The sequence below is a fragment of the Sphingobium fuliginis genome, from assembly GCF_004152845.1.
Lineage (GTDB): Bacteria > Pseudomonadota > Alphaproteobacteria > Sphingomonadales > Sphingomonadaceae > Sphingobium > Sphingobium fuliginis.
Genome location: NZ_SEON01000010.1, coordinates 83,815 through 108,966, shown reverse-complemented (window position 1 = coordinate 108,966; position 25,152 = coordinate 83,815). Strand labels below are relative to the sequence as shown.

At 65.6% G+C, this 25,152-nt stretch carries 26 protein-coding genes, 1 tRNA gene and 1 pseudogene; 21 read left to right on the top strand and 7 right to left on the bottom strand.

Annotated elements, in window-relative coordinates; translation table 11 throughout:
• A pseudogene (locus tag EWH10_RS19990) lies at positions 1–85 on the bottom strand (IS5/IS1182 family transposase); the annotation flags it as partial.
• Between the two features lie 194 nt (positions 86–279).
• Between EWH10_RS19990 and EWH10_RS19985 the strand changes: the two are divergent.
• The 7 genes from EWH10_RS19985 (at position 280) to EWH10_RS19960 (ending at position 3,834) form a co-directional block, all read left to right on the top strand.
• Entirely contained in the window at positions 280–609 is a 330-nt protein-coding gene (locus tag EWH10_RS19985) for a YybH family protein (RefSeq protein ID WP_065846202.1), read from the top strand.
• The gene (locus EWH10_RS19980; protein ID WP_065846192.1) at positions 606–1,394 is read left to right on the top strand and encodes an SDR family oxidoreductase; all 789 of its coding nucleotides are present in this window, start codon (positions 606–608) and stop codon (positions 1,392–1,394) included. The genes EWH10_RS19985 and EWH10_RS19980 overlap by 4 nt, the downstream gene beginning before the upstream one ends.
• 93 nt (positions 1,395–1,487) lie before the next feature.
• The gene (locus EWH10_RS22275) at positions 1,488–1,574 is read left to right on the top strand and encodes a hypothetical protein (protein WP_249902384.1); all 87 of its coding nucleotides are present in this window, start codon (positions 1,488–1,490) and stop codon (positions 1,572–1,574) included.
• A 13-nt stretch (positions 1,575–1,587) separates the two neighbouring features.
• A complete protein-coding gene (locus EWH10_RS22065) occupies positions 1,588–1,737 on the top strand; it encodes a hypothetical protein (protein WP_229742755.1) in 150 nt (49 codons plus the stop codon).
• A 267-nt stretch (positions 1,738–2,004) separates the two neighbouring features.
• Positions 2,005–2,508 (top strand): sigma-70 family RNA polymerase sigma factor, encoded by a 504-nt coding sequence (locus EWH10_RS19970; RefSeq protein WP_044660503.1) that lies wholly within the window; start codon positions 2,005–2,007, stop codon positions 2,506–2,508.
• Complete coding sequence (locus EWH10_RS19965; protein ID WP_044660502.1) at positions 2,498–3,139, top strand: NrsF family protein; 642 nt, start codon at positions 2,498–2,500, stop codon at positions 3,137–3,139. The genes EWH10_RS19970 and EWH10_RS19965 overlap by 11 nt, the downstream gene beginning before the upstream one ends.
• Positions 3,140–3,252: 113 nt before the next feature.
• A complete protein-coding gene (locus tag EWH10_RS19960; RefSeq protein WP_044660501.1) occupies positions 3,253–3,834 on the top strand; it encodes a DUF308 domain-containing protein in 582 nt (193 codons plus the stop codon).
• A gap of 25 nt (positions 3,835–3,859) precedes the next feature.
• Here EWH10_RS19960 and EWH10_RS19955 read toward each other — a convergent pair whose 3' ends face one another.
• On the bottom strand, positions 3,860–4,720 hold the full coding sequence (locus EWH10_RS19955; RefSeq protein ID WP_044660500.1) for a LysR family transcriptional regulator: 861 nt from the start codon (positions 4,718–4,720) through the stop codon (positions 3,860–3,862).
• A 100-nt stretch (positions 4,721–4,820) separates the two neighbouring features.
• Here EWH10_RS19955 and EWH10_RS19950 point away from each other — a divergent pair, with 100 nt between their 5' ends.
• From EWH10_RS19950 to EWH10_RS19940, 3 genes are read left to right on the top strand one after another with little or no spacing between them, the layout of a single operon-like run.
• Positions 4,821–5,645 (top strand): oxidoreductase, encoded by an 825-nt coding sequence (locus tag EWH10_RS19950; RefSeq protein ID WP_044660499.1) that lies wholly within the window; start codon positions 4,821–4,823, stop codon positions 5,643–5,645.
• Positions 5,646–5,672: 27 nt separating this feature from the next.
• On the top strand, positions 5,673–6,521 hold the full coding sequence (locus tag EWH10_RS19945) for an alpha/beta fold hydrolase (protein WP_044660498.1): 849 nt from the start codon (positions 5,673–5,675) through the stop codon (positions 6,519–6,521).
• Positions 6,522–6,578: 57 nt separating this feature from the next.
• Positions 6,579–7,109, top strand: coding sequence for a VOC family protein (locus tag EWH10_RS19940; protein WP_044660497.1), 531 nt, complete (start codon positions 6,579–6,581; stop codon positions 7,107–7,109).
• Positions 7,110–7,334: 225 nt separating this feature from the next.
• Here EWH10_RS19940 and EWH10_RS19935 read toward each other — a convergent pair.
• A tRNA-Leu gene (locus tag EWH10_RS19935) sits at positions 7,335–7,421 on the bottom strand.
• Positions 7,422–7,563: 142 nt separating this feature from the next.
• Here EWH10_RS19935 and EWH10_RS19930 point away from each other — a divergent pair.
• From EWH10_RS19930 to EWH10_RS19920, 3 genes are all read left to right on the top strand, one after another.
• The gene (locus EWH10_RS19930) at positions 7,564–8,319 is read left to right on the top strand and encodes an alpha/beta hydrolase (RefSeq protein ID WP_044660561.1); all 756 of its coding nucleotides are present in this window, start codon (positions 7,564–7,566) and stop codon (positions 8,317–8,319) included.
• A complete protein-coding gene (locus EWH10_RS19925) occupies positions 8,319–9,191 on the top strand; it encodes a tetratricopeptide repeat protein (RefSeq protein ID WP_044660562.1) in 873 nt (290 codons plus the stop codon). The genes EWH10_RS19930 and EWH10_RS19925 overlap by 1 nt, the downstream gene beginning before the upstream one ends.
• A 77-nt stretch (positions 9,192–9,268) precedes the next feature.
• Positions 9,269–9,433 carry a hypothetical protein gene (locus tag EWH10_RS19920; protein ID WP_229742753.1) on the top strand — a complete coding sequence of 55 codons (165 nt, stop codon included), beginning with the start codon at positions 9,269–9,271 and terminating at the stop codon, positions 9,431–9,433.
• A gap of 47 nt (positions 9,434–9,480) precedes the next feature.
• Here the strand turns inward: EWH10_RS19920 and EWH10_RS19915 are convergent, their stop codons facing one another.
• Positions 9,481–10,185: an SIMPL domain-containing protein gene (locus tag EWH10_RS19915; protein WP_044660563.1), complete on the bottom strand. Its 705-nt coding sequence runs from the start codon at positions 10,183–10,185 to the stop codon at positions 9,481–9,483.
• Between the two features lie 103 nt (positions 10,186–10,288).
• Here EWH10_RS19915 and EWH10_RS19910 point away from each other — a divergent pair, with 103 nt between their 5' ends.
• Genes EWH10_RS19910 through EWH10_RS19900 form a run of 3 tightly spaced genes read left to right on the top strand, consistent with a single transcriptional unit; the run spans position 10,289 to position 11,920 of the window.
• The gene (locus EWH10_RS19910; protein ID WP_025547971.1) at positions 10,289–10,723 is read left to right on the top strand and encodes a VOC family protein; all 435 of its coding nucleotides are present in this window, start codon (positions 10,289–10,291) and stop codon (positions 10,721–10,723) included.
• A gap of 3 nt (positions 10,724–10,726) precedes the next feature.
• Positions 10,727–11,449 carry a hydroxyacylglutathione hydrolase gene (gene gloB, locus EWH10_RS19905; protein WP_044660564.1) on the top strand — a complete coding sequence of 241 codons (723 nt, stop codon included), beginning with the start codon at positions 10,727–10,729 and terminating at the stop codon, positions 11,447–11,449.
• Positions 11,450–11,503: 54 nt separating this feature from the next.
• Entirely contained in the window at positions 11,504–11,920 is a 417-nt protein-coding gene (locus EWH10_RS19900; RefSeq protein WP_044660565.1) for a hypothetical protein, read from the top strand.
• A gap of 57 nt (positions 11,921–11,977) precedes the next feature.
• On the opposite strand, the gene EWH10_RS19895 is transcribed toward EWH10_RS19900, so the two are convergent.
• Both EWH10_RS19895 and EWH10_RS19890 read right to left on the bottom strand, forming a co-directional pair.
• Positions 11,978–13,756, bottom strand: coding sequence for an AMP-dependent synthetase/ligase (locus EWH10_RS19895; RefSeq protein WP_170825578.1), 1,779 nt, complete (start codon positions 13,754–13,756; stop codon positions 11,978–11,980).
• Between the two features lie 264 nt (positions 13,757–14,020).
• Positions 14,021–14,521 carry a flavin reductase family protein gene (locus EWH10_RS19890; RefSeq protein WP_025547976.1) on the bottom strand — a complete coding sequence of 167 codons (501 nt, stop codon included), beginning with the start codon at positions 14,519–14,521 and terminating at the stop codon, positions 14,021–14,023.
• A 167-nt stretch (positions 14,522–14,688) separates the two neighbouring features.
• Here EWH10_RS19890 and cofE point away from each other — a divergent pair, with 167 nt between their 5' ends.
• Genes cofE through cofC form a run of 3 tightly spaced genes read left to right on the top strand, consistent with a single transcriptional unit; the run spans position 14,689 to position 16,963 of the window.
• Complete coding sequence (gene cofE / locus EWH10_RS19885) at positions 14,689–15,447, top strand: coenzyme F420-0:L-glutamate ligase (RefSeq protein WP_025547977.1); 759 nt, start codon at positions 14,689–14,691, stop codon at positions 15,445–15,447.
• The gene (gene cofD / locus EWH10_RS19880; protein WP_044660566.1) at positions 15,444–16,379 is read left to right on the top strand and encodes a 2-phospho-L-lactate transferase; all 936 of its coding nucleotides are present in this window, start codon (positions 15,444–15,446) and stop codon (positions 16,377–16,379) included. Before cofE ends, cofD begins: the two co-directional genes overlap by 4 nt.
• Positions 16,380–16,384: 5 nt before the next feature.
• A complete protein-coding gene (gene cofC, locus EWH10_RS19875) occupies positions 16,385–16,963 on the top strand; it encodes a 2-phospho-L-lactate guanylyltransferase (protein ID WP_044662852.1) in 579 nt (192 codons plus the stop codon).
• A gap of 190 nt (positions 16,964–17,153) precedes the next feature.
• Here cofC and EWH10_RS19870 read toward each other — a convergent pair whose 3' ends face one another.
• Positions 17,154–19,415 carry an NADP-dependent malic enzyme gene (locus tag EWH10_RS19870; protein WP_044660567.1) on the bottom strand — a complete coding sequence of 754 codons (2,262 nt, stop codon included), beginning with the start codon at positions 19,413–19,415 and terminating at the stop codon, positions 17,154–17,156.
• A gap of 284 nt (positions 19,416–19,699) precedes the next feature.
• Between EWH10_RS19870 and mutS the strand changes: the two genes are divergently transcribed.
• Both mutS and EWH10_RS19860 read left to right on the top strand, forming a co-directional pair.
• The gene (mutS, locus tag EWH10_RS19865) at positions 19,700–22,351 is read left to right on the top strand and encodes a DNA mismatch repair protein MutS (RefSeq protein ID WP_044660568.1); all 2,652 of its coding nucleotides are present in this window, start codon (positions 19,700–19,702) and stop codon (positions 22,349–22,351) included.
• 9 nt (positions 22,352–22,360) lie between these two features.
• Positions 22,361–25,120: a [protein-PII] uridylyltransferase gene (locus EWH10_RS19860; protein ID WP_044660569.1), complete on the top strand. Its 2,760-nt coding sequence runs from the start codon at positions 22,361–22,363 to the stop codon at positions 25,118–25,120.
• Positions 25,121–25,152: the final 32 nt, after the last annotated feature.

Below are 25,152 nucleotides of genomic sequence, written 5' to 3'. Positions count from 1 at the left end.
GAGGACCGCGCTTGCCCTTGCGCCCGCCCGGAACGAACTCCCGCAGCCGCTCCCACTGATCATCCCGCAGCACTTCGCCTTCCACGCCAGCCTCCAAAAGCCAGCCTTGAATCACAAATCCAAACCGCCGTGAATCCCTAAAATGTCACTACTGCCTAGCTCGATCAATGAATGACGACTCATTATCCTGTTTTTCGTGACACGCTATGGCGATTTGTCTCGATTATCAGGCGAAAAGTCCATCGCTAAATCATCGTCATCACCATTGAGGAGATGACCATGACAATTGATCTACCCACGCCGATCGCCGCCTTTGTCGAGGCAAATGCGCGTCTCGATCTCGACGGCCTGATGAAGCCATTTCTGCGCGACGCTGTCTTCATCGACAATGGCAAGCGCTTCGAGGGACAGGCGGCAATCCGCCAGCTGTTCGAGGAAGAAGTTATCCCGGTGAAAGCGATCTTCGAGCCCGACACCGTTCGGGAAGAAGGCGGCGATGTCATCGTCGAAGGTCCCGCTCATGGCGACTTCCCGGGCAGTCCGCTGCGTTTCACCTATCGTTTCACGCTGGTGCACGGCGCCATCAGGACGCTGGAGACCACGGTATGAGCATCAAGGCAGATCCCGGCGAGTTCGCCGGCAAGCGCGTGCTGGTCAGCGGCGGCACCAAGGGCCTCGGCCGCGCCACGGTCGAGCGCTTCCTAGCCGGCGGAGCGTGTGTCATCACAGCCGCCCGGGCAATCAAGGATACCATCGAGGGCGTCGAATATGTTCAGGCTGATCTGACCACGCGCGAGGGCGGCGAAGCGTTCGCCAAGGCGGCGCTCGACCGGCTTGGCAGCATCGACATCCTCGCGCACGTCGTCGGTGGATCGGCGTCGCCGGCCGGTGGCTTCGTTGCGCTGACCGACGAGCACTGGCTTGCCGAGCTGAACCTCAACCTCCTGGCGACCGTCCGCCTTGATCGCCTGCTGATCCCACAGATGATCGAGCGCGGCGCAGGCACCGTAGTGCACGTCACTTCGATCCAGTCCGTCCTGCCGCTTCCCGAATCCACGACTGCCTACGCCGCCGCTAAGGCGGCGCTCAGGACCTACAGCAAGTCGATTTCGAAGGAACTCGGTCCAAAGGGTGTGCGGGTCAACGCCGTTTCACCCGGCTGGATCATGACCGAGGCGACCGGCGACTTTCTCGAAATGCTTCGAGCCGCCAATGGCGGCACGGTTGAGGATGCACGCCAGTCCGTGCTCGATGCCCTTGGCGGTATCTCGATCGGGCGTGGAGCCGAGCCTGAGGAGGTGGCGGACCTCATCGCATACCTCGCCTCGAACCGCGCCGCCGCGATCCATGGCACTGAGTTCGTCATCGACGGCGGGACCATCCGCACCGTTTGAGAGCGCCGACCTGGTGATCGGCAAACCGTGGCGATCCTGCGCTCCGAATATGCGAGGCCTCTGCCGGTCGATCGGCTGGCAGCGGCGGCGGGGATGAGTCAGTCCGCCTTCCACCAACATTTTCACGCTGTGACGTCGCTCTCGCCGCTGCAGTTCCAGAAAGCACCTGCGGCTGCTTGAAGCGCGCCGACTGATGCTGTCGGAAGGGCGCAATGCCAGCAACGCCGCCTTCGACGTGGGGTACGAAAGCGTATCCCAGTTCAACCGCGAATATAGCCGGATGTTCGGTCGGCCGCCGGTTAGAGACGTCAGGTCGGCACGAGGCAGGGCTATTGCCGCATAATTACATGAGGCGGCAAATCGACGATCAAGGCATTGGTGGCGCCACTCTGCTGCGACCATCGACGGCTTGCCCCGCAAAAGGTTACCGCCGACCCACACGCAATCTGAAATAATTGCAAAGAGAGGTGACCGGGGCGGCGTGGCGGTCGAATAAGAGATCATGCGCTCGGACTTCCTCGCGAGATTGATCTCAAAGCCTGCGTCGGACAAGGCGCCGGCCAGCCGTGAGCGTCCGTCCCGAACTGCGCCGGACGACTGGAGCAGCCTGATGGTTGCGGCACAAAACGGCCACGGTGGCGCCTATCGTCGGCTGCTCGGCGAGATGTCCGAGTGGCTTACGCGCTACTTCCAGCGGCGGCTGCCGCCGGGCAATGTGGATGACGCCATCCAGGAGACGCTGCTTGCCGTCCATCGGCGGCGCCACACATATGATCCCCAATATCCGCTGGGACCCTGGCTGGCGGCGATTGCCAAGAACAAATGGGTTGACCAGCTGCGCAGCCTGGCGCGCCGACCCGTGGACGAGCTGCCCGACGACATGGCCGTGGGCGACCATGAGGCTTCGGTGGTCAGCAGTTCGGTTCTGGCCAGCCTGCTTGACGAACTCCGCCCCGCGCAGGCCCAGGCGATCCTGCTGGTCAAGGTGCAGGGCTACAGCATCGAGGACGCATCCGGCCAGACTGGCCTCTCCCCCTCGGCCGTGAAGATGAACATCCACCGCGGGCTCGCGCGCCTGTCGGCCATCATTGAGAAGACCCACGATGTCGAATGAATCCCTGATCGCCGACCTGTCCTCGGACCTAACGCCCGTTCAGCGCCGCAGCATGCTGCGCGAGGGCGGACTTGTCCTCGCGCTGGGTGCCGCGGAGCTCATGCTCTTCCTGGGCCTGGGCGCGATGCGGCCGGACATGAGTCACATGGCCGGCTCGCCGTTTTTGATGTGGCGGGTGGGAAGTCTCGGCCTGCTGGCGGCGATCGCCTGCGTGCTGGCGATCCGGTCCTTCTCACCAACGGCGCAGCCGCGCCGGGGGCTGATGCTCGCCTGCGCCCTCACGGTCGCGGCCATCGTCGGGGGCGTGTTCGTCACCCCCGATGGCGCGAGCGAGCGAGCGCTGCTCGATCGCATCAATCCGGCCAGCGGAATCGTGTGCGCCACCTCGATCTTCGTGCTCTCGGTACCGATCGTGGCGCTGCTTGGCGCTCTGATGCGGAAAGCCGCGCCGACCCAGCCACGGCTGAGCGGGCTTGCCTCCGGCATCGCCGCCGGCGCCTGCGGGGCTTTCGTCTTCGCCTTCTGCTGCCCTTTCAACGACCCTCTTTACGTGGTGGTCTGGTATAGCATCGGGTGCGCCGCCGTGACGGCCGTCGCACGATGGCGCCTACCGCGACGCTTCCGCCTCTAGCCAAAACCGACGCGGCAAATCGCGAGCCGCGCACCGCCTGAACCGACCATCACCGATCCACCCGGATTTCGGGACGGGAGACGTGCGCCTGCATCACAAAAAGGAACCATGCCATGAAGACCGTCACCGACACGAAGTCCCCGGACCGGGACTGGCTCAAGACCTATTATTATCTGCGCTTCGCCGTCTCCGCGATCTGGGTCGCACTCGCCTTCACGGTGGCGAAGGCCATGCCGCCGCTGGCTGCGGTGATGCTTGTCGCCTATCCCGCTTGGGACGCGCTGGCGAACTATCTCGACGCCAGCCGGAGCGGCGGCTTGGCGAGAAACAAGAGCCAGATGCTAAATTTCGTCGTCAGCATCGTGACTGCTGTCACCGTCGCCGCGACCCTGCCGCACGGGATGCATGCGGTTCTTCAGATCTTCGGCGTGTGGGCGGTGCTCTCAGGCCTGTTCCAGCTCCTGACCGGGGTACGGCGCTGGAAGTCCTATGGCGCGCAGTGGGCGATGATCCTGAGCGGCGCTCAGTCGGGGCTCGCCGGGGCGCATATGCTCAGCAAGGCCGCTGGCGCGGCACCGGTCAGCATCGCCGACATCGCACCCTACGCCGCCTTCGGCGCATTTTATTTCCTCATCTCGGCGGTCTCACTGACCATCAGCGCCGTGCGCCGACGCTCCAGGGCCGTCGCCGCTTGACACACGTCCGAACGCGGGCCGTGCATCACGCGGCCGCGTTTACGAGATGGTTCGATACCGTAGAGATGAACGCGCGAAGACGCACGAGACGCCGTAGGTCTCGGTGGTATCCCACCCAGATGTCTCGCGTCGGCGGAGGCTTCGGTAGCTCCAGTCTGCGGATGCCCGGGATCTGACTGCCGACCACGCGAGGCAGGACGGCGATGCCGACATCTTCCCGACACATGCGTCCCTGAACGTTGCGATTGTTCGATCGCAGAATTGGTCTCGCATTGGGGAAACTCTCGATCAGCCATTCGATGTCCGGGAAATGGCCCGTGGATGTGTCATGGGTGATCAGCCGGAATCCGGTCCCATCGCCATATTCGGGATCGGCCGCTTCCTCGGCGATGTAGACATCGTAATCGAGCCTGAAGAGCCGCCGCTGAACGACATCGGCCGAGTTGAACGGGACGATCCGAAAAGCGACGTCGGCCTCGCGCTGGGCAAGGTTGAAGAGGCGCGTCCCAGTCTGGATCTCCACGTCGACATTGGGGTAGGCTTTCGAGAAATCTGCCAGGATGGGAGGAAGGACATAGGCGCCGAACCAATCGGCTGACGAGATGCGCAGACTGCCTTTGAGGTTCTGCTCCTGCCCTGCGAGCCGGCGCTCCATGGCCAGCGCGCCTTCTTCCATTTGCTCGGCCAGCGCGATGATCCCGTGGCCTTCCTCGGTCAGAACAAGACCGTCTGCCGTGCGCTGGAACAGGGTATGACCGACCGCCTGTTCAAGGGCGCGAAGGCGTCTGCCCACGGTCGGATGGCTTGTCTGAAGCGACCGCGCAGCGCCGCCGAGCGAGCCGGATCGCGCAATCGCCAGGAAAATCCTCACATCACTCCATTCCATGGACCACCTGCACAAAAATGAACGACGGGAATACATTTCTGTCAGTTAAAGAACAAATCTAAACACCTACATCGCCTCTATCGTCTGGAGGTGCACAATCATGAAGACCTGGTTCATCACCGGCTGTTCGAGCGGCTTCGGTCGGCGGCTCGCGCTCGCCGCAGCAGAGCGCGGCGATCGGGTGATCGCGACCGCCCGCAATGTGAAGGCGATTGAGGAAATGGCCGCACCGTTCGGCGGTCGCATGATCACCTTGCCACTCGACGTAACCAATCCGGCCGCGGCCAAAGGGGCGGTCGCCAAGGCGGTCGAGACGTTCGGCGGGTTTGACGTGCTCGTGAACAATGCCGGCTACGCCCTGTTCGGCGCGATCGAGGAAGGCATGCCCGAGGAATATCGGCCGATGTTCGAGGTGAACGTCTTCGGCCTGATCGAGACTACCAAAGCAGCCCTGCCTGTGCTGCGGCGCTCGGGCGGAACGATCGTCAACATGTCGTCCGGCGCGGGTATCGAGGGCCGCGGCGGCGGTGGTTATTACCACGCCGCCAAGTTTGCGGTGGAAGGCATTTCCGAAGCGCTCGCCGGGGAGCTGAAGCCGTTCGGCATCCGTGTGCTGATCGTCGAGCCCGGGCCGTTTCGTACCGACTTCCTTGGCCGGTCGATCGCCATGGCCGCCAACGAGATGCCGGAATATGCCGCAACCTCACGCAAGCCCTATCGCGAGACGAACGACGGCAATCAGGCGGGCGATCCCGACAAGGCAATCGCGGTGATCCTCCAGGCGGTCGATGCCGATGATGCGCCGCTTCACCTGCCGCTCGGCCCGGCCGCGCACGCTATCGCCGAGCGAAAGCTGGCGGCCTTCCGCAGCGATATCGACGCCTGGCGCGCTGTCACGATCGCCACCGACTTCGACCCTGTTTGAACATCAACATCTGACTGGAGGGCGATCATGATCGCAGCCTTGCAAGGCTTTACCCAGCAGCTGGTGCCGGTGAACGGCATCAAGATCAACGCAGTCACAGGGGGCTCGGGCCCGCCGATCCTTCTGCTGCACGGTTGGCCGGAAACATGGTGGGAATGGCACCATGTGATGCCGCTGCTGGCCGAGCATTTCAGCGTGGTGGCCATCGACCTGCGCGGCGCCGGTTTCTCCGACTGTCCGCAGGGCGGCTATGACAAAGCGAACATGGCGCGTGACGCGCATGAGGTCATGATCGCCCTCGGCCACGAGCGCTACGCCGTGTGCGGACATGACATCGGCGGAATGGTCGCCTTGCCGCAGGCTGCTCTCTATCGGGAGGCTGTCACCCACCTCGCCGTCCTCGACGTTCCGCTTCCTGGCTGGACCGGATGGGAAGCGACGACCGCGAGGCTCTGGCACTTCGGCTTCCATATGAACCGGGACCTGCCTGAGCGCCTCATCCATGGCCGCGAATCTGACTATATCTCGGCCTTCATGGCGGAGCGGTTCTACGATCATAGCCGCTTCGATCCGGCCGATGTCGAGATCTACGCCAGGGCGATGGCACTGCCCGGCCGCTTGCGTGGCGGCATGGAATGGTATCGCACCCTCAAGGCCGATCATGCGGCAGCGCTCGAGTACAAGAAGCAACCGCTCGGGATACCGGTGTTCGGCCTAGGCGGGGACCAGCGCTTCGGTCCGCAGATGGTGCCCATGCTCGAGGAGTTCGCCACCCATGTGACGGGCGGTTCGATCGCGAGGTGCAGCCACTATGTCGCGGACGAGCGGCCGGATGAAGTCGCAGCCGCCCTGATCGCGTTCCTCAACCCAAATTGAAACCCGCTGTCCGTCCCCCTGTGAGCCGGGCAGATCGCAAACAGCAAAGGAACTGTCATGACCGTACCCGTCATTCGCGGTGTCAATCACATCGGCATCACGGTACCCGACATCGAAGCCGCAAAATCGTTCCTGGTAGAAGCGTTCGGCGGCCAGCTGATCTACCAGTCCTTCGGCCCGCAGGACCCGCCGCGGCAGGGGCCGGAGTTCGAGCGCGCCGTCGGTGCTTTCCCCGGCACAGTCGTGCGCGCGCAGGCAATGGTCAAGATCGGCACCGGGCCCGATATCGAGCTCTTCGAAATGCACGGCCCCGAACAGGCCCAGCCGATCCGTGCGAGCGACTTCGGCATCACGCACTTCGCGCTCTATACCGATGATATCGACGCATCGGTCAAGCGCTTCGAAAAGGCGGGAGGCATACCCCTAACCGCGCCGCGCGCTATTCCCTATGCGACCGAGAAGGGTCCTGGAAACAAGGTCTGCTACTGCCGCATGCCGTGGGGCACGACAATGGAATTCATCACCACGCCGGACCGCATGGCGTATCATGACCAGACGGATCTGCGCAGATGGCAGGACGAGGACTAAGCTGGACGCAGATAGGGGGGCCGCGTCATCGGCGACCGCCAACCGTCAAGCATTACAAAGACGATCGCTGCCGGGCGCGTTCCCTTATTTCACCAATCCCTGCGTGAGGCCTGATGAATAACGATATGGCCCGGCAGGGGCATAGTTTAACCACCGTTCAGTTCGGCCAGAGCTCAGCACAGGGAAGGGTGATTAGACGTTCTCGAACGTCCCCGGAAGAACAAATGGTGCCCAGAAGAGGACTCGAACCTCCACGACCTTGCGATCGCCAGCACCTGAAGCTGGTGCGTCTACCAATTCCGCCATCTGGGCACGGGGTAGGAGCGCGCAACTAGCCGCTGGCCGGGGGGCTGTCAATCACGGCAGGCGCATTATTTTTTATTTTTCTGGTTTCCAGGCCAAGAGCTTTTTACGGGCCTTTTTCAGGCCCCTGCCGTTGAACCGGAGAAATAGCATGGATCGTCCCGACGTTGCGCCGCCCGCCTTTCACCCTCGGCCGGACGGGTTGCGGCTGGCCTGTCGGCACCGGCCCGGCACCGCCCCCACGATCGTCTTCCTGCCCGGCTACATGTCCGACATGGAAGGCGGCAAGGCGGTTGCGCTGGACGGTTGGGCGCAGGATCAGGGCCGGGCGATGCTGCGGCTCGATTATGCCGGCAATGGCGCGAGCGAGGGACGGTTCGAGGATGGCACGCTGGCGAGTTGGCGCGACGATGCGCTGCTGCTGATCGATTCCCTGACCCAGGGGCCGGTGGTGCTGGTGGGATCTTCCATGGGCGGCTGGCTGGCGCTGCTGATCGCGCTGGCCCGGCCGGAGCGGGTGGCGGGGCTGGTCGGCATCGCGGCGGCGCCGGATTTCACCGAATGGGGCTTTACCGACGCGGACAAGGCCCTGCTGGCGACGGAAGGACGGATCGTCGAACCGACCCCTTATGGCGATAACCCCTATGTCACCACCTTGGCCTTCTGGGAATCGGGCCAGTCGCTGCGGCTGCTGGAGGGGGAGATCGCGATCGATTGCCCGGTGCGGCTGTTGCAGGGGCAGGCCGACCCCGACGTGCCCTGGCGAACGGCGTTGCGGATCGCGGAGCGGCTGCGTTCATCCGATGTGCAGACGCTGCTGATTAAGGATGGCGACCATCGCCTTTCCCGCGACCCGGACATCGCCCTGCTGATCCGGACCGTCTCCAGCCTGTTGGACAGCCTCTGATGCCCTTCCTCTTCCTCCCGCTGCTGCTGCTCGCCCCGCAGGCCTATGATCCGGAGGTCGAGGCGGTGATGAACCGCAAGAGGAAGGAAAAGGCGGAAGCGGCGGCTTCTGCGTCGGCCGCTCCGGCGCGGTCAGGAGCAGGAGCGAGTGAGGGCCGCATTCCGGTGCCGGACAAATATGCGGCGAAATTCCAGGCCTGCCTGGACCAGGCGGTGGAGGCGCCGGACAAGGGCGTCGCCTTCGCTCAGCAATGGCGGATCGACGGCGGCAGCTTCTATGCGCGCAACTGCATGGGCTTTGCCTATGCCCGCGCCGAACGCTGGGCGCCCGCCATCGTCGCCTTCGAACAGGGGGCGGACGAAGCCGAACGCAATGGCGAAATGGTGCAGAGCGGCCGGCTCTGGGCGCAGGCCGGCAATGCCGCGCTGGCTGGTGGCGACGCCGCCAAGGCGCGGGACGATTTCGACGCGGCGCTGGCGCGCGGGTTGCCCGACGGTCTGGAGAAGGGCGAGGTCCATCTGGACCGCGCCCGCGCGCTGGTGGCGCTGAACGATGTGAAGGGCGCCCGCGCTTCGCTCGATGCGGCGCTGGATCAGGTGCCGCGGGACCCGCTGGCCTGGCTGCTTTCGGCCACGCTGGCCCGGCGATCGGGGGAAATGAAGCTGGCGCAGGCGCATATCGCGCGGGCGGTGCAGCTTTCGCCCGACGATGCCTCCGTCGCGCTGGAGGAAGGCAATATCGCCATCCTCACCGATCATGAGGATGTGGCCCGTTCCGCCTGGCAGCGGGCGGTGAAGCTGGCGGCGGAAGCGCCGGCGGGAAAGGCGGCCGCCGACAATCTTTCCCGCCTGCCGCCAAAGCCCGCCCGCTGAAGGGCGACCAAGGAACCTCCGCCCGCCATTCTCCGTTGGCCCGCCAGGCGGGACGCGAGGGGAAAAGGAGCATGAGGATGCCGGATCGTCATGGAAGGATCGCGGCGCTGGGCCTGCTGACGGCGGGCGCGCTGGCGCTGACCGCCTGTTCGCATGGCGCGACGCGCGGCGGGCTGATCGGCGGGCGGGCGGCGCCGTGGTGGGCTCCGCCACCGGCCTTGGCACGGTGGAGGGCGCTGTGATCGGCGGCGCTGCCGGTGCGATCATCGGCGACGACAAGGATTGATGGCTATTTGAGGTAAAAGTCGACGGTCGTGACGACGCGCACCTTCTTATAGGGTGTGTCGCTCGACCCGTCGGCTTCGCCATCACGCGGTTCGATCGAGAAATAGCCTTGCGTCGCGCTCTTGATGCCGCCGACGCTCGCCCCGCTGTCGCGGGCGAACTGCTCGGCGGCGGCGCGGGCATCCCTGGTCGCGGCGGCGACCATCCGGGGCTTCACGTCGTTGAGCCTTGTGAAACTGTAGCGCATGCCCGACCCCTCCTGCAGCGTGACGCCCCGCCGGACCAGGTCGAATTGCTGCGCCACGGCGCGCTGGGCGCGGGGAATGTCGGTGGTGCGCAGCAACATCCGCTGGGTGATGGTGATCGTGTTGACGCCATTGTTGATATATTGGTTGACCCCGGCGCCGGTGGCGGTCAGCGCATCCGGCCTGAAGCCGAGGCCGGCGAAATAGGCGCGCAGTTCGCGGGTGTTATTGTCGATCTCCGCCCGGACAGCGGGCAGGTCGAAACCGGTGGCGGAATAGCTGATCGACCAGGTGGCGAGGTCCGCGGTCACATCCCTTTCCGCCAGTCCGCGCACGGTGACGGATCGGTCCGCCGCCTTCGCCCGCTTGAGCCCATCGCCCAGCAGATAGCCGCCGCCGACCATGCCGAGCGCCAGAACGGCCGCGCATCCCATGAAAAGCTTGTCATGATAAGTTAAAGCCATGCCTGCCTCCCTCTTCCGTCGAAGCCCGACGCATCTTATCTTGGAAGCGTCTTAGGTTTTCAGAGATGAACCGTTGCTTTATGGCGACGAATGGAGTGACTTCTTGCCCAAATATCTGCACACGATGATCCGCGTGACCGACATTGACCGCACCGTCGACTTCTTCCGCCTGCTTGGCCTAGAGGAGCAGAAGCGCATCGACAATGCGCAGGGGCGGTTCACGCTGGTCTTCCTCGCCGCGCCCGGCGATGAAGAGGCGCAGGTCGAACTGACCTACAACTGGCCGGCGGAGGACGGTACGCCGCCGGAGGTCTATGGCGGCGGACGCAATTTCGGGCATCTCGCCTATCGGGTCGAGAATATCTACGAGACCTGCCAGCGGCTGATGGACGCGGGCGTCACCATCAACCGGCCGCCGCGCGACGGTCACATGGCCTTCGTGCGGACGCCGGACAATATCTCCATCGAACTGTTGCAGGACGGACATCTTGATCCGGCCGAACCCTGGGCATCGATGCCCAATGTGGGAGCCTGGTAGGCCATGCTGGAGGTCGTCCGCATACCCGTTCTGAGCGACAATTACGTCTGGCTGCTGCATGACGACGCCAGCGGGGAGACTGTGGCCGTCGATCCCGCCGTGGCGGAGCCGGTGCTGGAAGCGGCCCGGCAGAGGGGTTGGACCATCGGCCAGATCTGGAACACCCACTGGCATGGCGACCATGTCGGCGGCAATGCGGCGATCAAGGCGGCGACGGGCTGCATCATCACCGGCCCGGCGGCGGAGGCGGATAAGATCGGCACGCTCGACCGCAGGGTGCGGGAGGGCGACAGCGTCCGCATCGGCGCCCATCAGGCCACCGTGCTGGAGGTGCCAGCCCATACCGCCGGGCATATCGCCTATCATCTGACCGACGACCGCCTGATCTTCGTCGGGGACACGCTGTTCGCCATGGGTTGCGGCCGGCTGTTCGAGGGAACGGCGGCGCAGATGTTCGCCAATATGCAGCGCTTCGCCGCCCTGCCCGACGATACGGCCGTCTATTGCGCGCATGAATATACGCAGTCGAACGGCCGCTTCGCCCTGACGGTGGAGCCGGACAACGCCGCCTTGCGCGCCCGCATGGGGGATGTCGACGCGGCGCGTTCGCGGGGAGAGGCCACGGTGCCGACCAGCATCGGGCAGGAACGCGCGACCAATGTCTTCATGCGCGCCCGCGATGTCGCGCAACTGGCCGAACGGCGCGCGGCGAAGGATGCGGCGTGACGGTTTTCGCGCTGCTTTGTCGTCCTGCAAGCGGGACGAATGAGGAGAGATGCCATGCGTCCATGGATGTTGCGTTCCAGCCTGCGCCTGGCCCCGCTGCTGCTGGCCGGATGTTCGGACAGCTATGAGCCGCCCAGGCTGACCGAAAAACAGACGAGCGAGCTGGAACGGGCCCTGGCGGGCAAGGTGCCGGGCGAAAGGACGAGCTGCGTCAATCGGGAATCCCAGTCCAATCTGACGGCCATCAGCAACAGCGTCCTGCTGTACCGGGTCAGCCGGCGGCTGGTCTACCGCAACGACCTGATCGGCAGCTGTTCCGGGCTGTCGCGCGGCGACACGCTGATCATCAGGACCTGGGGATCGCAATATTGCCGCGGGGACCAGCTGACCAGCGCCGACCTGATGACCGGCATGGTGACGGGAAATTGCGCGCTGGGTGACTTCATCCCCTATCGCGCGCCGTCGAAATAGGGTTGCTTCCTTATGGCGTCCTGGTCCTGCAAAGGCAGGAACAGGATCAGCCAGGCTTCACCCCTTGTACAGCGCGTCGAGCCGTTCCTGATAGCGGGCGCGGATGACGTGGCGGCGGATCTTCATCGACGGCGTCATCTCGCTATTGTCGATGGTGAAGGGCTCATCCGCCAGGATGAACCGCCGCACCCGTTCGATCACGGACAGGTCGTCATTCACCCGGTCGACCGCCGCGCGCAGCGCCGCCTGATAGGCGGGATCGGCCGCGATCCCTTCAACCTTCCGTCCCTGCGCCTGCGCCCATTCCCGCGTCCATTCGGCATCGGGCACCAGCAGACCCACCAGATGCGGGCGGCGGTCGCCATAGACCATCGCCTGCCCGATCTCCGGCTGGAGCGTCAGCATGCCCTCCACCTTCTGCGGCGAGACATTGTCGCCCTTGTCGTTGACGATCAGGTCCTTCTTGCGGTCGGTGATGCGGATGCGGCCCTTTTCATCGATCTCCCCGATGTCGCCGGTGTGGAGCCAGCCATTTTGCAGCGCCTTCTCCGTTTCCGCGGGATTGCGCCAATAGCCGTGCATCACCAGTTCGCCGCGCACGAGAATCTCGCCATCCTCCGCGATCCGCACCTCCACCCCGTCGAGCGGCGGGCCGACCGTGTCCATCGCGATCCCGGCGCGGGGGCGGTTGCAACTGATCACCGGCCCCGCCTCGGTCTGGCCATAACCCTGGAGCAGCGTCAGCCCCATCGCGTCGAAGAACAGGCCGACATCCGGATTGAGCGGCGCCCCGCCCGACACCAGCGCCTTCATCCGCCCGCCGAAGCGCGCCGCGATCTTCGGCTTCAGCGTGCGCGCCAGCAGCGCCTTCATCGGCAGGTCGAGCAGCGATTTTCGCCCGCGCTGTTCCCTGGCCGCGATGCGCAGCGCCTGGCCCAGCAGATAGGTGGGGAATTTGCCCTGCTTCTCGACCGACTTGATGATGCGGGCGCGCAGCACTTCGAACAGGCGGGGGACGACGACCATGATCGTCGGCCGCGCCTCCTCGATATTGCTGGCGAGTTTTTCCAGCCCTTCCGCATAATAGATCTGCCCCGCCGCCATGATCGGCAGGAACTGGCCGCCGCTATGTTCATAGGCGTGGGACAGCGGCAGGAAGGACAGGAACACCTCTTCGTCCCGCCCGAAATCCTCCTCCAGCAACTTGTCCGCCCCCTCGATATTGCAGAGGATGGCGCCATGATGCTGCATCACCCCGCGCGGCGCGCCGCCGGTGCCGCTGGTGTAGATGATGCAGGCCAGATCGTCGCGCTTCGCCGTCTGGCCGGCGGCGCAGGCATCGATGTCGGTGGGATAATGGGCGATCAGGTCGCTCCACAAATGGCAGGCGACATGACCCTGCATGCCGCGCAACGGCTCCATGCCGATGACGAAGCTCGCCTGCGACCGCAGCACGGCTGGCATCAGGTTCTGCGCCAGCCTGGCGGTGGAGACGATGACGGCCCGGGCGCCGCTGTCGGTCAGGATATGCTGATGATCGCGCGTGGTGTTGGTGGTGTAGGTCGGCACGGTGACGCAGCCCGCGGCCATGATGGCAAGGTCCGCGATGCAGAATTCCGGCCGGTTCTCGCTCACCAGCATCACCGGATCGCCGGGCCTCAATCCCTGCGCCTGCAATGCGCTGGCCAGTGCGGCGACGTCATGCGCGACTTCGGTCCAGCTCAGCGACTTCCATTGGCCAGCCACCTTGCGCCAGAGGAAGGGCGTGTCCCCCATCGCCTTGGCGCGGGCGAAGAACATGGTCACCAGATTGGGAAAACGCTCGATCGCGCTCAAAACGGCATCTCCTCATTCGCGGCGCGTCTTCGGCGCGCCTATCCGCCTGCCCGGCAGGCTATACCCTCGCCATGCCGTAACGGCCATGATTTTTCGCGGGTTTTCGGAGATCCCCTCCGGGTCGCGGGGAGATGCGATTCAGCGGCGGCAATGGGGGATGGAAAGCGGACATGCGCTTCCATAGGGCCGGCCATGGTCCTGCGCAGGATCATGGCGCGCCGGGGGCCGGCCCAGTGTTCCCCCGCACAACGCTGATCGACAGGATCAGCTCAGATGAGCGAATTCGCCATAGCCGCCCTGGAAGAAGAGCAGCGGCTTGCCCGGCGTTTCCACCTCCAGCGCGATGACCCGGCCCAGCACGATATAATGGTCGCCCGCTTCATGCACCGCTTCGAGCCGGCAGTCGATCCAGGCCACCACCCCATCCAGGATCGGGGAGCCATTGGCGGAGACGCGATGCGTCACCCCGGCGAACTTGTCGTTCGCGCCCTTGGCCGAAAATTGCTGGCAAAGCGGCTTCTGGTCGCTGGCGAGGATGTTGACGCAGAATTTCCCCGCCCTTTCGATCCGCGGCCAGCTCAGCGAATTCTTGGCAGGGAAAAAGGCAACCAGCGGCGGATCGAGCGAAACGGAGGTGAAGGAACCGACGACCATGCCGGTGGGCGCATGATCGTCCTCCACCGCCGTCACCACGCAGACCCCCGTGGGATAATGCCCCAGCACACGGCGGAAAGTGCCGCTGTCGAAGGCGATGGCCTCGCTCATGCGCGGACGCCCTGAAGGGGAAAAATATCGTCACTGATCTTCATCGTCGCCTCTCTTCCAGACTCGGCCGGGGCATGGCAAGCGAATCCCGCTGATAAGCTCATGAGTTTCCTTTTCCGGGAAATCGCAATGCTACCTTAACCGGCAATTGCACGCTACAGCACGGCATGATCTCGATTCATCCGCTATGCGATATTCCTGAAATCCGGGCCGGCGACGATCTGGCGGCGGTGCTGCGCGACAGTCTGGCGAAGGCGGGCCTGTGGCCGCTCCAGACCGGCGATGTGCTGGTCGTGACGCAGAAGATCCTGTCCAAGGCGGAAGGACGGATGGTCGCGCTGGACAGCGTCGAGCCGGGCGCGCAGGCGCTGGAGCTGGCCGCCACGACGCGCAAGGACCCCCGGCTGGTCGAACTGGTGCTGCGCGAAAGCAGCAGCGTGGTGCGCGCGGTGCCCCATGTGCTGATCACCCGCCACCGGCTGGGCCATGTGATGGCGAACGGCGGCATCGACCGGTCCAATATCGGGCCGGGGGATGAAGATCGCGCATTGCTGCTGCCGCTCGATCCCGACGGATCGGCGCGCGGCCTGCTGGCGGCGCTGGCGGGGCCCGAGGCGGCCGGGATCGGCATCGTCGTTTCCGACAGTTTCGGGCGGCCATGGCGCCACGGCGTGGTGGGCGTCGCAATCGGCGCGGCGGGATTGCCCGCGCTGGTCGACCGCCGCGGCGAAGAGGATCGGGACGGACGGCGGCTGGAGGTGACGCAGATCGCGCTGGCCGACCAGATCGCCACCGCCGCGACGCTGGTGACGGGCGAGGGTGCGGAAAGCGTGCCCGCCGCCCTGCTGCGCGGCGTAGCCCTGCCCGAAGGAGATGCAGGCGCGGGCGCGCTGGTCCGCCCGCTGGAAGAGGATTTGTTCCGGTGAGCGGCCGCATCGTCGTTCTGACCGGGGGCGTCGGCGGCGCGAAGCTGGTGCTGGGGCTGATGCAGGTCTGCCCGCCGGAGGACATCACCGCCATCGTCAACACGGGGGACGATTTCCGTCATCTCGGGCTGGCGATCTCTCCCGACATCGACACGCTGCTCTATACCCTGTCGGGCAGGGCCAATGCCGCGCAGGGCTGGGGCCGCGAGGGTGAGACATGGAGCTTCATGGACGCGCTCAAATCGCTGGACGGCGAGGACTGGTTCCTGCTGGGCGACGGCGACATGGCGCTGCATGTGCTGCGGTCGCACATGCTGGCGTCGGGCGAAACGTTGAGCGCGGTAACGGCCCGTTTTGCGACGGCCTGGGGCCTTGGCCTCAAGATATTGCCCATGAGCGACGATGCCGTGGCCACCCATGTCTCCACCGATGCGGGCGACCTCCCCTTCCAGCGCTATTTCGTCGAGCAGCGCTGCGTCCCGGCGGTCCGGGCGATCCGCTTCGAGGGTGCGGAACAAGCGAATCCTGCCCCCGGCGTAATGGAGGCGATCAGCGATCCCGCAACCCGCGCCATAGTGATCGCGCCGTCCAATCCCTGGCTGAGCGTCGACCCGATTCTGGCGGTGCCCGGCGTCCGCGAAGCGTTGGCGGCAAGGAAGGCGCCGGTCGTCGCGGTGTCACCGATCGTCGGCGGGCAGGCGGTCAAGGGACCGACCGCCAAGCTGATGGGCGAGTTGGGACTGGGCGTCACCAACCAGGCCATTGCCGCCCATTATGAAGGCGTCATCGACGCGCTGCTGGTCGACGTGCGCGACGGGAGCGAGGGTTTGGACATTCCCCACGCCGTCACCGACACGCTGATGAAGACGCTGGACGACCGCGCCCGGGTGGCGCGGGCGGCGCTGGATCTGGCCGAACGGATCGCCGGTTGACGGTCATGAACTGCTGGATCGTCATCCCGGTCAAGGCGCCCGCCGCCTGCAAGACGCGGCTGGCGCCTGTTTTGGACGAAACCGGACGGCGCAATCTGGTTGCGGAGATGCTGCACCGCACGGTGGGGGCTGCGGCGGAAGTGGTCGGGATGGAAAGGCTGCGGCTGCTGGGGCCGTCGCGGCATGGATTGCCGGAGAGCATAGGCTTGCTCGATGATCCGGGCGGCGGCCTTAACCCTGCCGTGACGAGCGCCCGCGATGCGGCATGGGGAGCAGGAGTCGAGCGGATGCTGTTTCTCTCGGCCGACCTGCCGCTGGTCGAGGCAGCGGATGTGGCGGCACTGCTGGACGCCCCCGGCATTGCGGCCGCGCCCGATGTCCATGGGCGGGGAACCAATGCATTGTCCTTGCCTCTGCCACGAGCGGCGGATTTCCAGTTCCATTATGGCCAGGGCAGTTTCGCGGCGCACAGGGCGGAAGCGGAAAGGCTTGGTTTGATGTTCTCGCCGGTCGTCCGGCGCGGTCTGGGCTTCGACATCGACCAGCCGGACGATCTGGCCGACTGGAAAGGGCGCGCGATCTAGGGTGGAAGGCGGACATTCCCCCTCCCGCAGGCGGGAGGGGGCTAGGGGGTGGGCTGGCGCGGCATCTGCGCTGTTTTGCAACGGCTAAGTCAGAAGCTCGCTACGCTCGCACCCCTAACCCCTCCCGTTTACGGGAGGGGAATGTCCTGGATTGGCCATCTCCGGCCAGTCGCTCAAACCCGCACTTCCGTCAGATCGCCACACCCGCCGAAGCCAGCACCGCCAGCGTCAGCAGTTCCGAAGCGTTGGACGCCATGGTGGCGATCTGCACCGACTTGTCCATGCCGACCAGCATCGGCCCGATCATGGTCGCGCCGCCCAGTTCGCGCAGCAGCTTGGCTGAGATATTGGCCGACTGAAGCCCCGGCATCACCAGGATATTGGCCGGGCCGGACAGGCGGCTGAAGGGGTAATTCTTCATCACCGTGGGGTTGAGCGCCGCGTCGACGGTCATTTCGCCTTCAAATTCGAAGTCGACATTCCGCTCTTCCAGCGCCTTGATCGCGTCGCGCACATTATCGAGGAAGCTGCCCGGCGGGTTGCCGAAATTGGAATAAGACAGAAAGGCGACGCGCGGGTCGTGGCCCATGCGGCGGGCGACCGCCACCGTGCCTTCCGCGATGTCCGCCAGTTCCTGCGCCGAGGGGCGCTCATTGACCGTGGTGTCGGCCAGGAACACCGTCTTGTCCTTCGTCACCAGCACATGGATGCCGAAGGGGGTGCGGTCCGCCGCCGGGTCCATCACCCGCTTCACTTCGCGCAGCGTCTGGGCGAAGGGCCGGGTCATGCCGGTGATCATCGCGTCGGCATGACCCATCTTCACCAACAGCGAGCCGAAGATGTTGCGGTCGCGATTGACCATCCGCTCGCAATCGCGGCGCAGATAGCCGCGGCGCTGGAGCCGCTTGTAGAGCGTGTCGACCATCTCCGGCACCAGCGGCGAGTTGACGCTGTTGTGCAGTTCGAAGCTTTCCGGGTCCTGCACGCCCAGTTCCTTGAGCTTGTCATAGACATGGCCGCGCCCGACCAGCACGGGGATGCCATAGCCCAGCGTCCGGAACTGGATCGCCGCGCGCAGCACCACTTCCTCTTCCGCTTCGGCAAAGACGACGCGCTTCGGATTGGCCTTCGCCACTTCATAGGCGGTGGTCAGGACGGACGTGGTCGGATTGAGCCGGGCCTTCAACGACTGGCGGTAGGCCGCCATCTCCGCAATCGGCTTCTGCGCGACGCCGGTTTCCATCGCCGCCTGCGCGACGGCGGAGGGGACGACCTCCATCAGGCGCGGATCGAAGGGCGCGGGGATGATATAGTCGGGCCCGAAGCTGTGCGAACGGCCATAGGCCTTGGCCACTTCCTCCGGCACCTGTTCGCGCGCCAGTTCCGCGATCGCCTTGGCGGCGGCGAGCTTCATCGGCTCGTTGATCCCGGTCGCCCGCACGTCCAGCGCGCCGCGGAAGATGAAGGGGAAGCCCAGCACATTGTTGACCTGATTGGGATAATCCGACCGGCCGGTGGCGACGATGGCGTCGGGGCGCACCGCATGCGCTTCGGGCGGCGAGATTTCCGGATCGGGGTTCGCCATGGCGAAGATGATCGGCTTGTCGGCCATCGACTTCACCATGTCCTGCGTCATCGCGCCCGCGACCGAAAGGCCCAGGAACACGTCCGCGCCCTTCACCGCTTCGGCCAGGGTGCGGGCGTCGGTCTTCACCGCATGGGCCGATTTCCACTGGTTCATGCCTTCGGTGCGGCCCTGATAGATGACGCCCTTGCTGTCGCACATGATGACATTGTCATGCTGGACGCCCAGCGCCTTGATCAGTTCGGTGCAGGAAATCGACGCCGCGCCAGCGCCGTTCACCACCACCTTCATGTCCTTCATGTCGCGGCCGGTCAGCATCGCCGCGTTGATGACGCCCGCCGCCGCGATGATCGCGGTGCCGTGCTGGTCGTCATGGAAGACCGGGATGTTCATCCGCTCCTTCAGCGTCTGTTCGATGATGAAGCATTCCGGGGCCTTGATGTCCTCCAGGTTGATGCCGCCGAAGGTCGGCTCCATCAGCTCGACCGCGTCGATGAACTTGTCGACATCCTCGGTCTTGAGTTCGATGTCGATAGAATCGACGTCGGCGAAGCGCTTGAAGAGAACCGACTTGCCTTCCATCACCGGCTTGGACGCCAGCGCGCCCAGATTGCCGAGGCCCAGGATCGCCGTGCCGTTGGAGATGACCGCGACCAGATTGCCCTTGGCGGTATAGTCATAGGCGGTTGCCGGGTCTTCCGCGATGGCGCGCACCGGCACCGCGACGCCGGGCGAATAGGCGAGCGAAAGATCGCGCTGGGTCGCCATCGGCTTCGACGCGATGATCTCGATCTTGCCGGGGCGGCCGGTCGAGTGGAAGAACAGCGCCTCGCGCTCTGAAAATTCCACATTCGACTTGTCGGTCATGGCTGCACCCACCCCTTGTTTGAAACAATAAGCTCGCCCCATAGGGCGCTCCGGCATTCAGTTCAGGCGGAGCCGAAAAGGGTGATTTTCGAGCATCGGAGCGCAGCATACTCAAGTATGTGAGCACCGAAGCGCAGAAAATCACGCTTTGCAGGCCCGAATGGGCTGAATGCCGGACCGCCCTAGCGGTAAGAATATCTTGTGGGCAAGTGCGAGAAGCGCAATTTTCCTGCTGTTTCTTGCAGCACTGGCATGAGGCCGGGCTTCACGCTATCCGCTGTGCCATGGCGCGAACGATCGACACATCCACGCAACAGGCGACGCCGATGATGGCGCAATATCTTGCGCTGAAGGCGGAGGCGCAGGATTGCCTGCTCTTCTACCGCATGGGCGATTTTTTCGAGCTGTTCTTCGAGGATGCGAAGGCGGCGGCGGCGACGCTGGACATCGCGCTCACCAGCCGGGGCGAGCATGGCGGCGCGCCGATCCCGATGTGCGGCGTGCCGGTGCACAGCGCGGAATCCTATCTGGCGCGGCTGATCAAGGCGGGCCATCGCGTCGCCATCGCGGAGCAGACCGAAACCCCCGCCGAAGCCAAAGCGCGGGGGTCCAAGTCCCTCGTCGCCCGCGCCATCGTCCGTTACGTGACGGCGGGCACGCTGACCGAGGAGACGCTGCTCGACAGCCGGCGCGACAATATGCTGGTGGCGCTGGCGCAGGTCGGCGGCGAGGAAGCGGGCGAATATGGGCTGGCCGCCGCCGACATTTCGACCGGGCGGTTCGAGACGCTGACCCTGCGGGCGGCCGATCTGCCCGCCGAACTGGCGCGCCTGCGACCGAGCGAGATCGTGCTGCCGGACGGGCTGGATCTGGAACTGCTGGACTCCCACCCGTTCGACCGCGCCGCCTTTTCCAGCAGCCGGGCCGAAGCAGCGCTGAAGCGCATCTTCGGCGTCGCCACGCTGGACGGATTCGGCCAGTTCGGCCGCGCCCAACTGGCGGCGATGGGCGGCCTGCTCTCCTATCTCGACCATGCGGGCAAGGGCACCCTGCCCTTCCTCGCCCCGCCCAGCGCCAAGACCAGCGGCGCCCATGTCGCCATCGACGCCGCGACGCGCGAGAGCCTGGAGATCACCGCCACCATGAGCGGTACGCGGGCGGGCAGCCTGCTGGGCGCGGTCGACCGGACCGTCACGGGCGCGGGCGCGCGCCTGTTGGCGCAGGACCTATCCGCGCCGCTGATGGACCAGGCCGGGATCGAAGCGCGGCTGGGGCTGGTGCAACTGTTCCATGACGACAGCATGCTGCGCGACCAGTTGCGCGTGGCGCTGAGGGCCTTGCCCGACATCGGCCGCGCCTTGGGCCGTCTCGCGATGGGCCGAGGAAGCCCCCGCGATCTTGGCCAATTGCGCGACGGGCTGGGCGAAGCGCGCTTGCTGCGGGAGCGGCTGGGCCGCCTGCCCGACCAGCCCCTGCTGCTGACGCAATTGCTGCCCTCCCTCGACGGCCATGGCGCGCTGGTCGACAGCCTGTCCCGCGCCCTCGTCCCCAGCCCGCCGACCGAGACCGCCAATGGCGGCTATATCGCGGACGGCTATGACGCCGCGCTGGACGAGTTGCGCCGCCTCGCCGGGGACGGCCGCCGCGCCATCGCCGCGCTGGAGGCGAAATATCGCGAGCAGACCGGCATCGCCTCGCTCAAGATCCGGCATAATGGCGTGCTCGGCTATCATGTCGAGGTGCCCGCCCGCGCCGCCGACCAGTTGATGCAGCCCGACAGCGGCTTCACCCATCGCCAGACGCTGGCCGGAGTGGTGCGCTTCAATTCGGTCGACCTGCACGAACAGGCGAGCCGCGTGGCGCAGGCCGGGGCCCATGCGCTGGTCGCGGAAGCCGCGCATCTGGAAGACCTTGTCGAAGCCACCCTCGCCCGCAAGGCGGAGATCGCCCGCGCCGCCGATGCCCTTGCCCGGCTCGACGTGGCGGCGGCGCTGGCGGAACGCGCCGCGGAGGGCGGCTGGCAACGGCCCCATTTCGTCGCGCAGGATGGCGAAGGCCCCTGCCTGGAAATCGTCGGCGGCCGTCATCCGGTGGTCGAGGACGCGCTGCGCCGCGATGGCCAGCCCTTCGTCGCCAATGATTGCCGGCTGTCGGCCGGGGACCGGCTGTGGCTCGTCACCGGACCCAATATGGGCGGTAAATCCACCTTCCTGCGGCAGAATGCGATCATCGTGATCCTTGCGCAGGCAGGCGCCTATGTGCCCGCCGCGTCCGCGACCCTGACGCTGGTCGACCGGCTGTTCAGCCGTGTCGGCGCGTCGGACAATCTGGCCAAGGGCCGCTCCACCTTCATGGTCGAGATGGTCGAAACCGCCGCCATCCTTGCCCAGGCGACCGAGCGAAGCTTCGTCATCCTCGATGAAGTCGGACGCGGCACGTCGACCTATGACGGGTTGGCGCTGGCATGGGCGGTGGTGGAGGCGGTGCATGAGGTCAATCGCTGCCGCTGCCTGTTCGCGACCCATTATCATGAGCTGACCCGGCTGGCGGAAACCCTTGCCTCGCTCTCGCTCCACCATGTCCGTGCGCGGGAATGGAAGGGCGATCTGGTCCTGCTGCACGAGGTGGCGGAGGGCCCTGCGGACCGCAGCTATGGCCTGGCGGTGGCGCGGCTGGCCGGGCTTCCACCCGCCGTCCTGAAGCGCGCCAAGGACGTCCTCGCCCGCCTCGAAGCGGGCAAGGCCAGGACCGGCGGCATCGCGGCGGGGCTGGACGACCTGCCCCTCTTCGCCGCCGCCACGGCTCAGGTGGAGGAAAAAGTCGATCCCCTGCGCGCCGCGCTGGATGGCATCGACGCCGACGCGCTCTCGCCCCGGGAGGCGCTGGACCAACTCTACCGGCTCAAGCAACTGGCAGCAGCCGGTCAGGAAGACTAGATAAGCCTTATGGTCATGCAGTTTCCGAAATTGGGGTCCAGGCGCGCGATCATCGACCGGCGCGCCATTTCCGACCGCATCGCCGCCCTGGCGCAGGAGCATCGGGGCGACCAGATCAAGCTGCGCGGAATGATCGTGAAGGAACTGAAGGACGCGCTCGACGCCGGGCGGGAGGATGTCGCCCGCCGCCTAAGCCAGAGGCCGACCCGAGGGCGGGAGGCCGTGACCGCCTTTGCCTTCCTGATCGACCAGATCCTGCGCCTGCTCTACGACGCGACAACCCATCACCTCTACCCGGCGGGCAACCGCAGCACCGGCGAGCGGATCGTGCTGATCGCGGTCGGCGGCTATGGCCGGGGCGAGATGGCGCCGCACAGCGATGTCGACATCGGCTTCATCACCCCGTGGAAGCCCACCGGCTGGACCGAGCAGGTGATCGAATCCATGCTCTATTCGCTGTGGGATCTGGGGCTGAAGGTCGGCCATAGCAGCCGTTCCATCGATGAGACGATCCGCATGGCGAAGGCGGACCTGACCGTGCGCACCGCCCTGCTGGAGGCGCGCTACATCTGGGGCGACCGCGCCCTGTATGAGGAGATCAGCGCCCGTTTCGACGCCGATGTGATGCAGGGCACAGCCCGCGCCTTCGTCACCGAAAAGCTGGAGGAACGGGACGAGCGGCACAAGCGCATGGGCGACAGCCGCTATGTCGTCGAACCCAATGTGAAGGAGGGCAAGGGCGGCCTGCGCGACCTGCACACGCTGTTCTGGATCGGCAAATATGTGAACCGGGTGAAGTCGGTGGCGGAACTGGTCGATGTCGGCCTGCTGACCGAAACCGAACTGCGCCAGTTCCAGAAGGCGGAGGATTTCCTCTGGGCGGTGCGCTGCCATTTGCACATGATCACGGGGCGGGCGGAGGACCGGCTGACCTTCGACCTGCAACTCGAAACCGCCACCCGCATGCATTTCACCGGACGCGCCGGGCGGTCGGGCGTGGAGCGCTTCATGCGCTATTATTTCCTGAACGCGAAGACGGTGGGCGACCTGACCGCCGTGTTCCTCGCCCATCTGGACGACCAGATGGCGGAGCGTGGGCGTCGCTATATCCCCAGCTTCTTCCGCCGCCCGAAGAAGCTGGACGGCTTCGTGCTGGATCGCGGGCGGCTGGCGCTGCCTAACGATCATTTCTTCCAGGACGATCCGGTCCGCTTGCTGGAAATCTTCGCGCTCGCCGACAGGCATGGCCTCGCCATCCATCCCAGCGCCATGCGCGCCGCCAGCCGCGACGCCAGCCTGATCACCGCCAAGGTGCGCCGCGATCCCCGCGCCAACGCCGCTTTCATGGAGGTGCTGACCAGCCCCCGCGACCCGGAAACCGTGCTGCGCTGGATGAACGAGTCCACGGTCTTCGGCCGCTTCATCCCCGATTTCCGCCGCGTCGTGGCGCAGATGCAGTTCGACATGTACCACCATTATACGGTGGACGAACATACGATCCGCGCCGTCGGCCTGCTGGCGCGGATCGAAAAGGGCGAACTGAGCCAGGATCATCCGCTGGCGGCGGACCTGATGGGCAAGCTGCTGTCGCGCCGCGTCCTCTATGTCGCGGTGCTGCTGCACGACATCGCCAAGGGGCGCGGCGGCGACCACAGCATATTGGGCGCGGAAGTGGCGGACCATCTCTGCCCGCGCCTGGGCCTGACACCGGCGGAGACGGAAACCGTGTCCTGGCTGGTGCTGCACCATCTGCTGATGTCGGCCACCGCCTTCAAGCGCGACCTGGCCGATTACAAGACGATCCTCGATTTCGTCGACGTGGTGCAGAGTCCGGAACGGTTGCGGCTGCTGCTGTGCCTGACCGTGGTCGACATCCGCGCCGTCGGACCCGGCGTCTGGAATAGCTGGAAACGGCAATTGCTGGGCGACCTCTATGAGGCGGCCGAAGAAGTGCTGCGCCTCGGCCACAAGCAGAAGGGCCGCAGCGAACGCGTCACCGCCAAGCAGCAGGCGCTGCGTCAGGCGCTGGGCCTGTCCGAAGCCGATTTCGAGAAGCTGCGCAAGCGGCTGCCGGAAAGCTACTGGATCGCGGAGCCGGAGGACATCCTCATCCACAATGCGCAGCATATATTGGAGGCGGGCGATTCCCCGCTCTCCATCGCCGCGCAATATTATCCGCAGCGCGGCGCGACGCTGGTGACGGTCTATGCCGCCGACCATCCGGGGCTGTTCTACCGGATCGCGGGCGCCATCCATCTGGCGGGCGGCAACATCATCGACGCGCGCATCCATACGACCCGCGACGGCGTCGCCATCGACAATTTCCTGGTGCAGGACCCGCTGGGCGGCGCCTTCCACAGCCCCGACCAATTGACGCGCATCCGCAAGGCGATCGAGGATTCGCTCGCCAACCGCCACCGCATGATCACCAAGCTGGAGGCGCGCCCCCTGCCCCGCACCCGCGCGGAGGCCTTCCGCATCGAACCCAATGTGCTGATCGACAACAAGGCGTCGAACCGCTTCACCGTGATCGAGGTGAATGCGCGGGATCGCCCGGCGCTGCTGTTCAGCCTCGCCAACGCGCTGTTCCAGTCGAAGGTGACGGTGCACAGCGCCCATGTCGCCACCTATGGCGAGCGGGCGGTGGATACCTTCTACGTCACCGACCTGCTGGCCGGGAAGATCGAGAGCAGGGCGCGGCTGCAAACGCTGGAACGGCGGCTGCTGGAAGCGGCCGGCGGTGAGGTGGCGGAACTGGAGCGGGCTTAGGAAGACCCGCCTCCCCCAACAACCTCGTCATC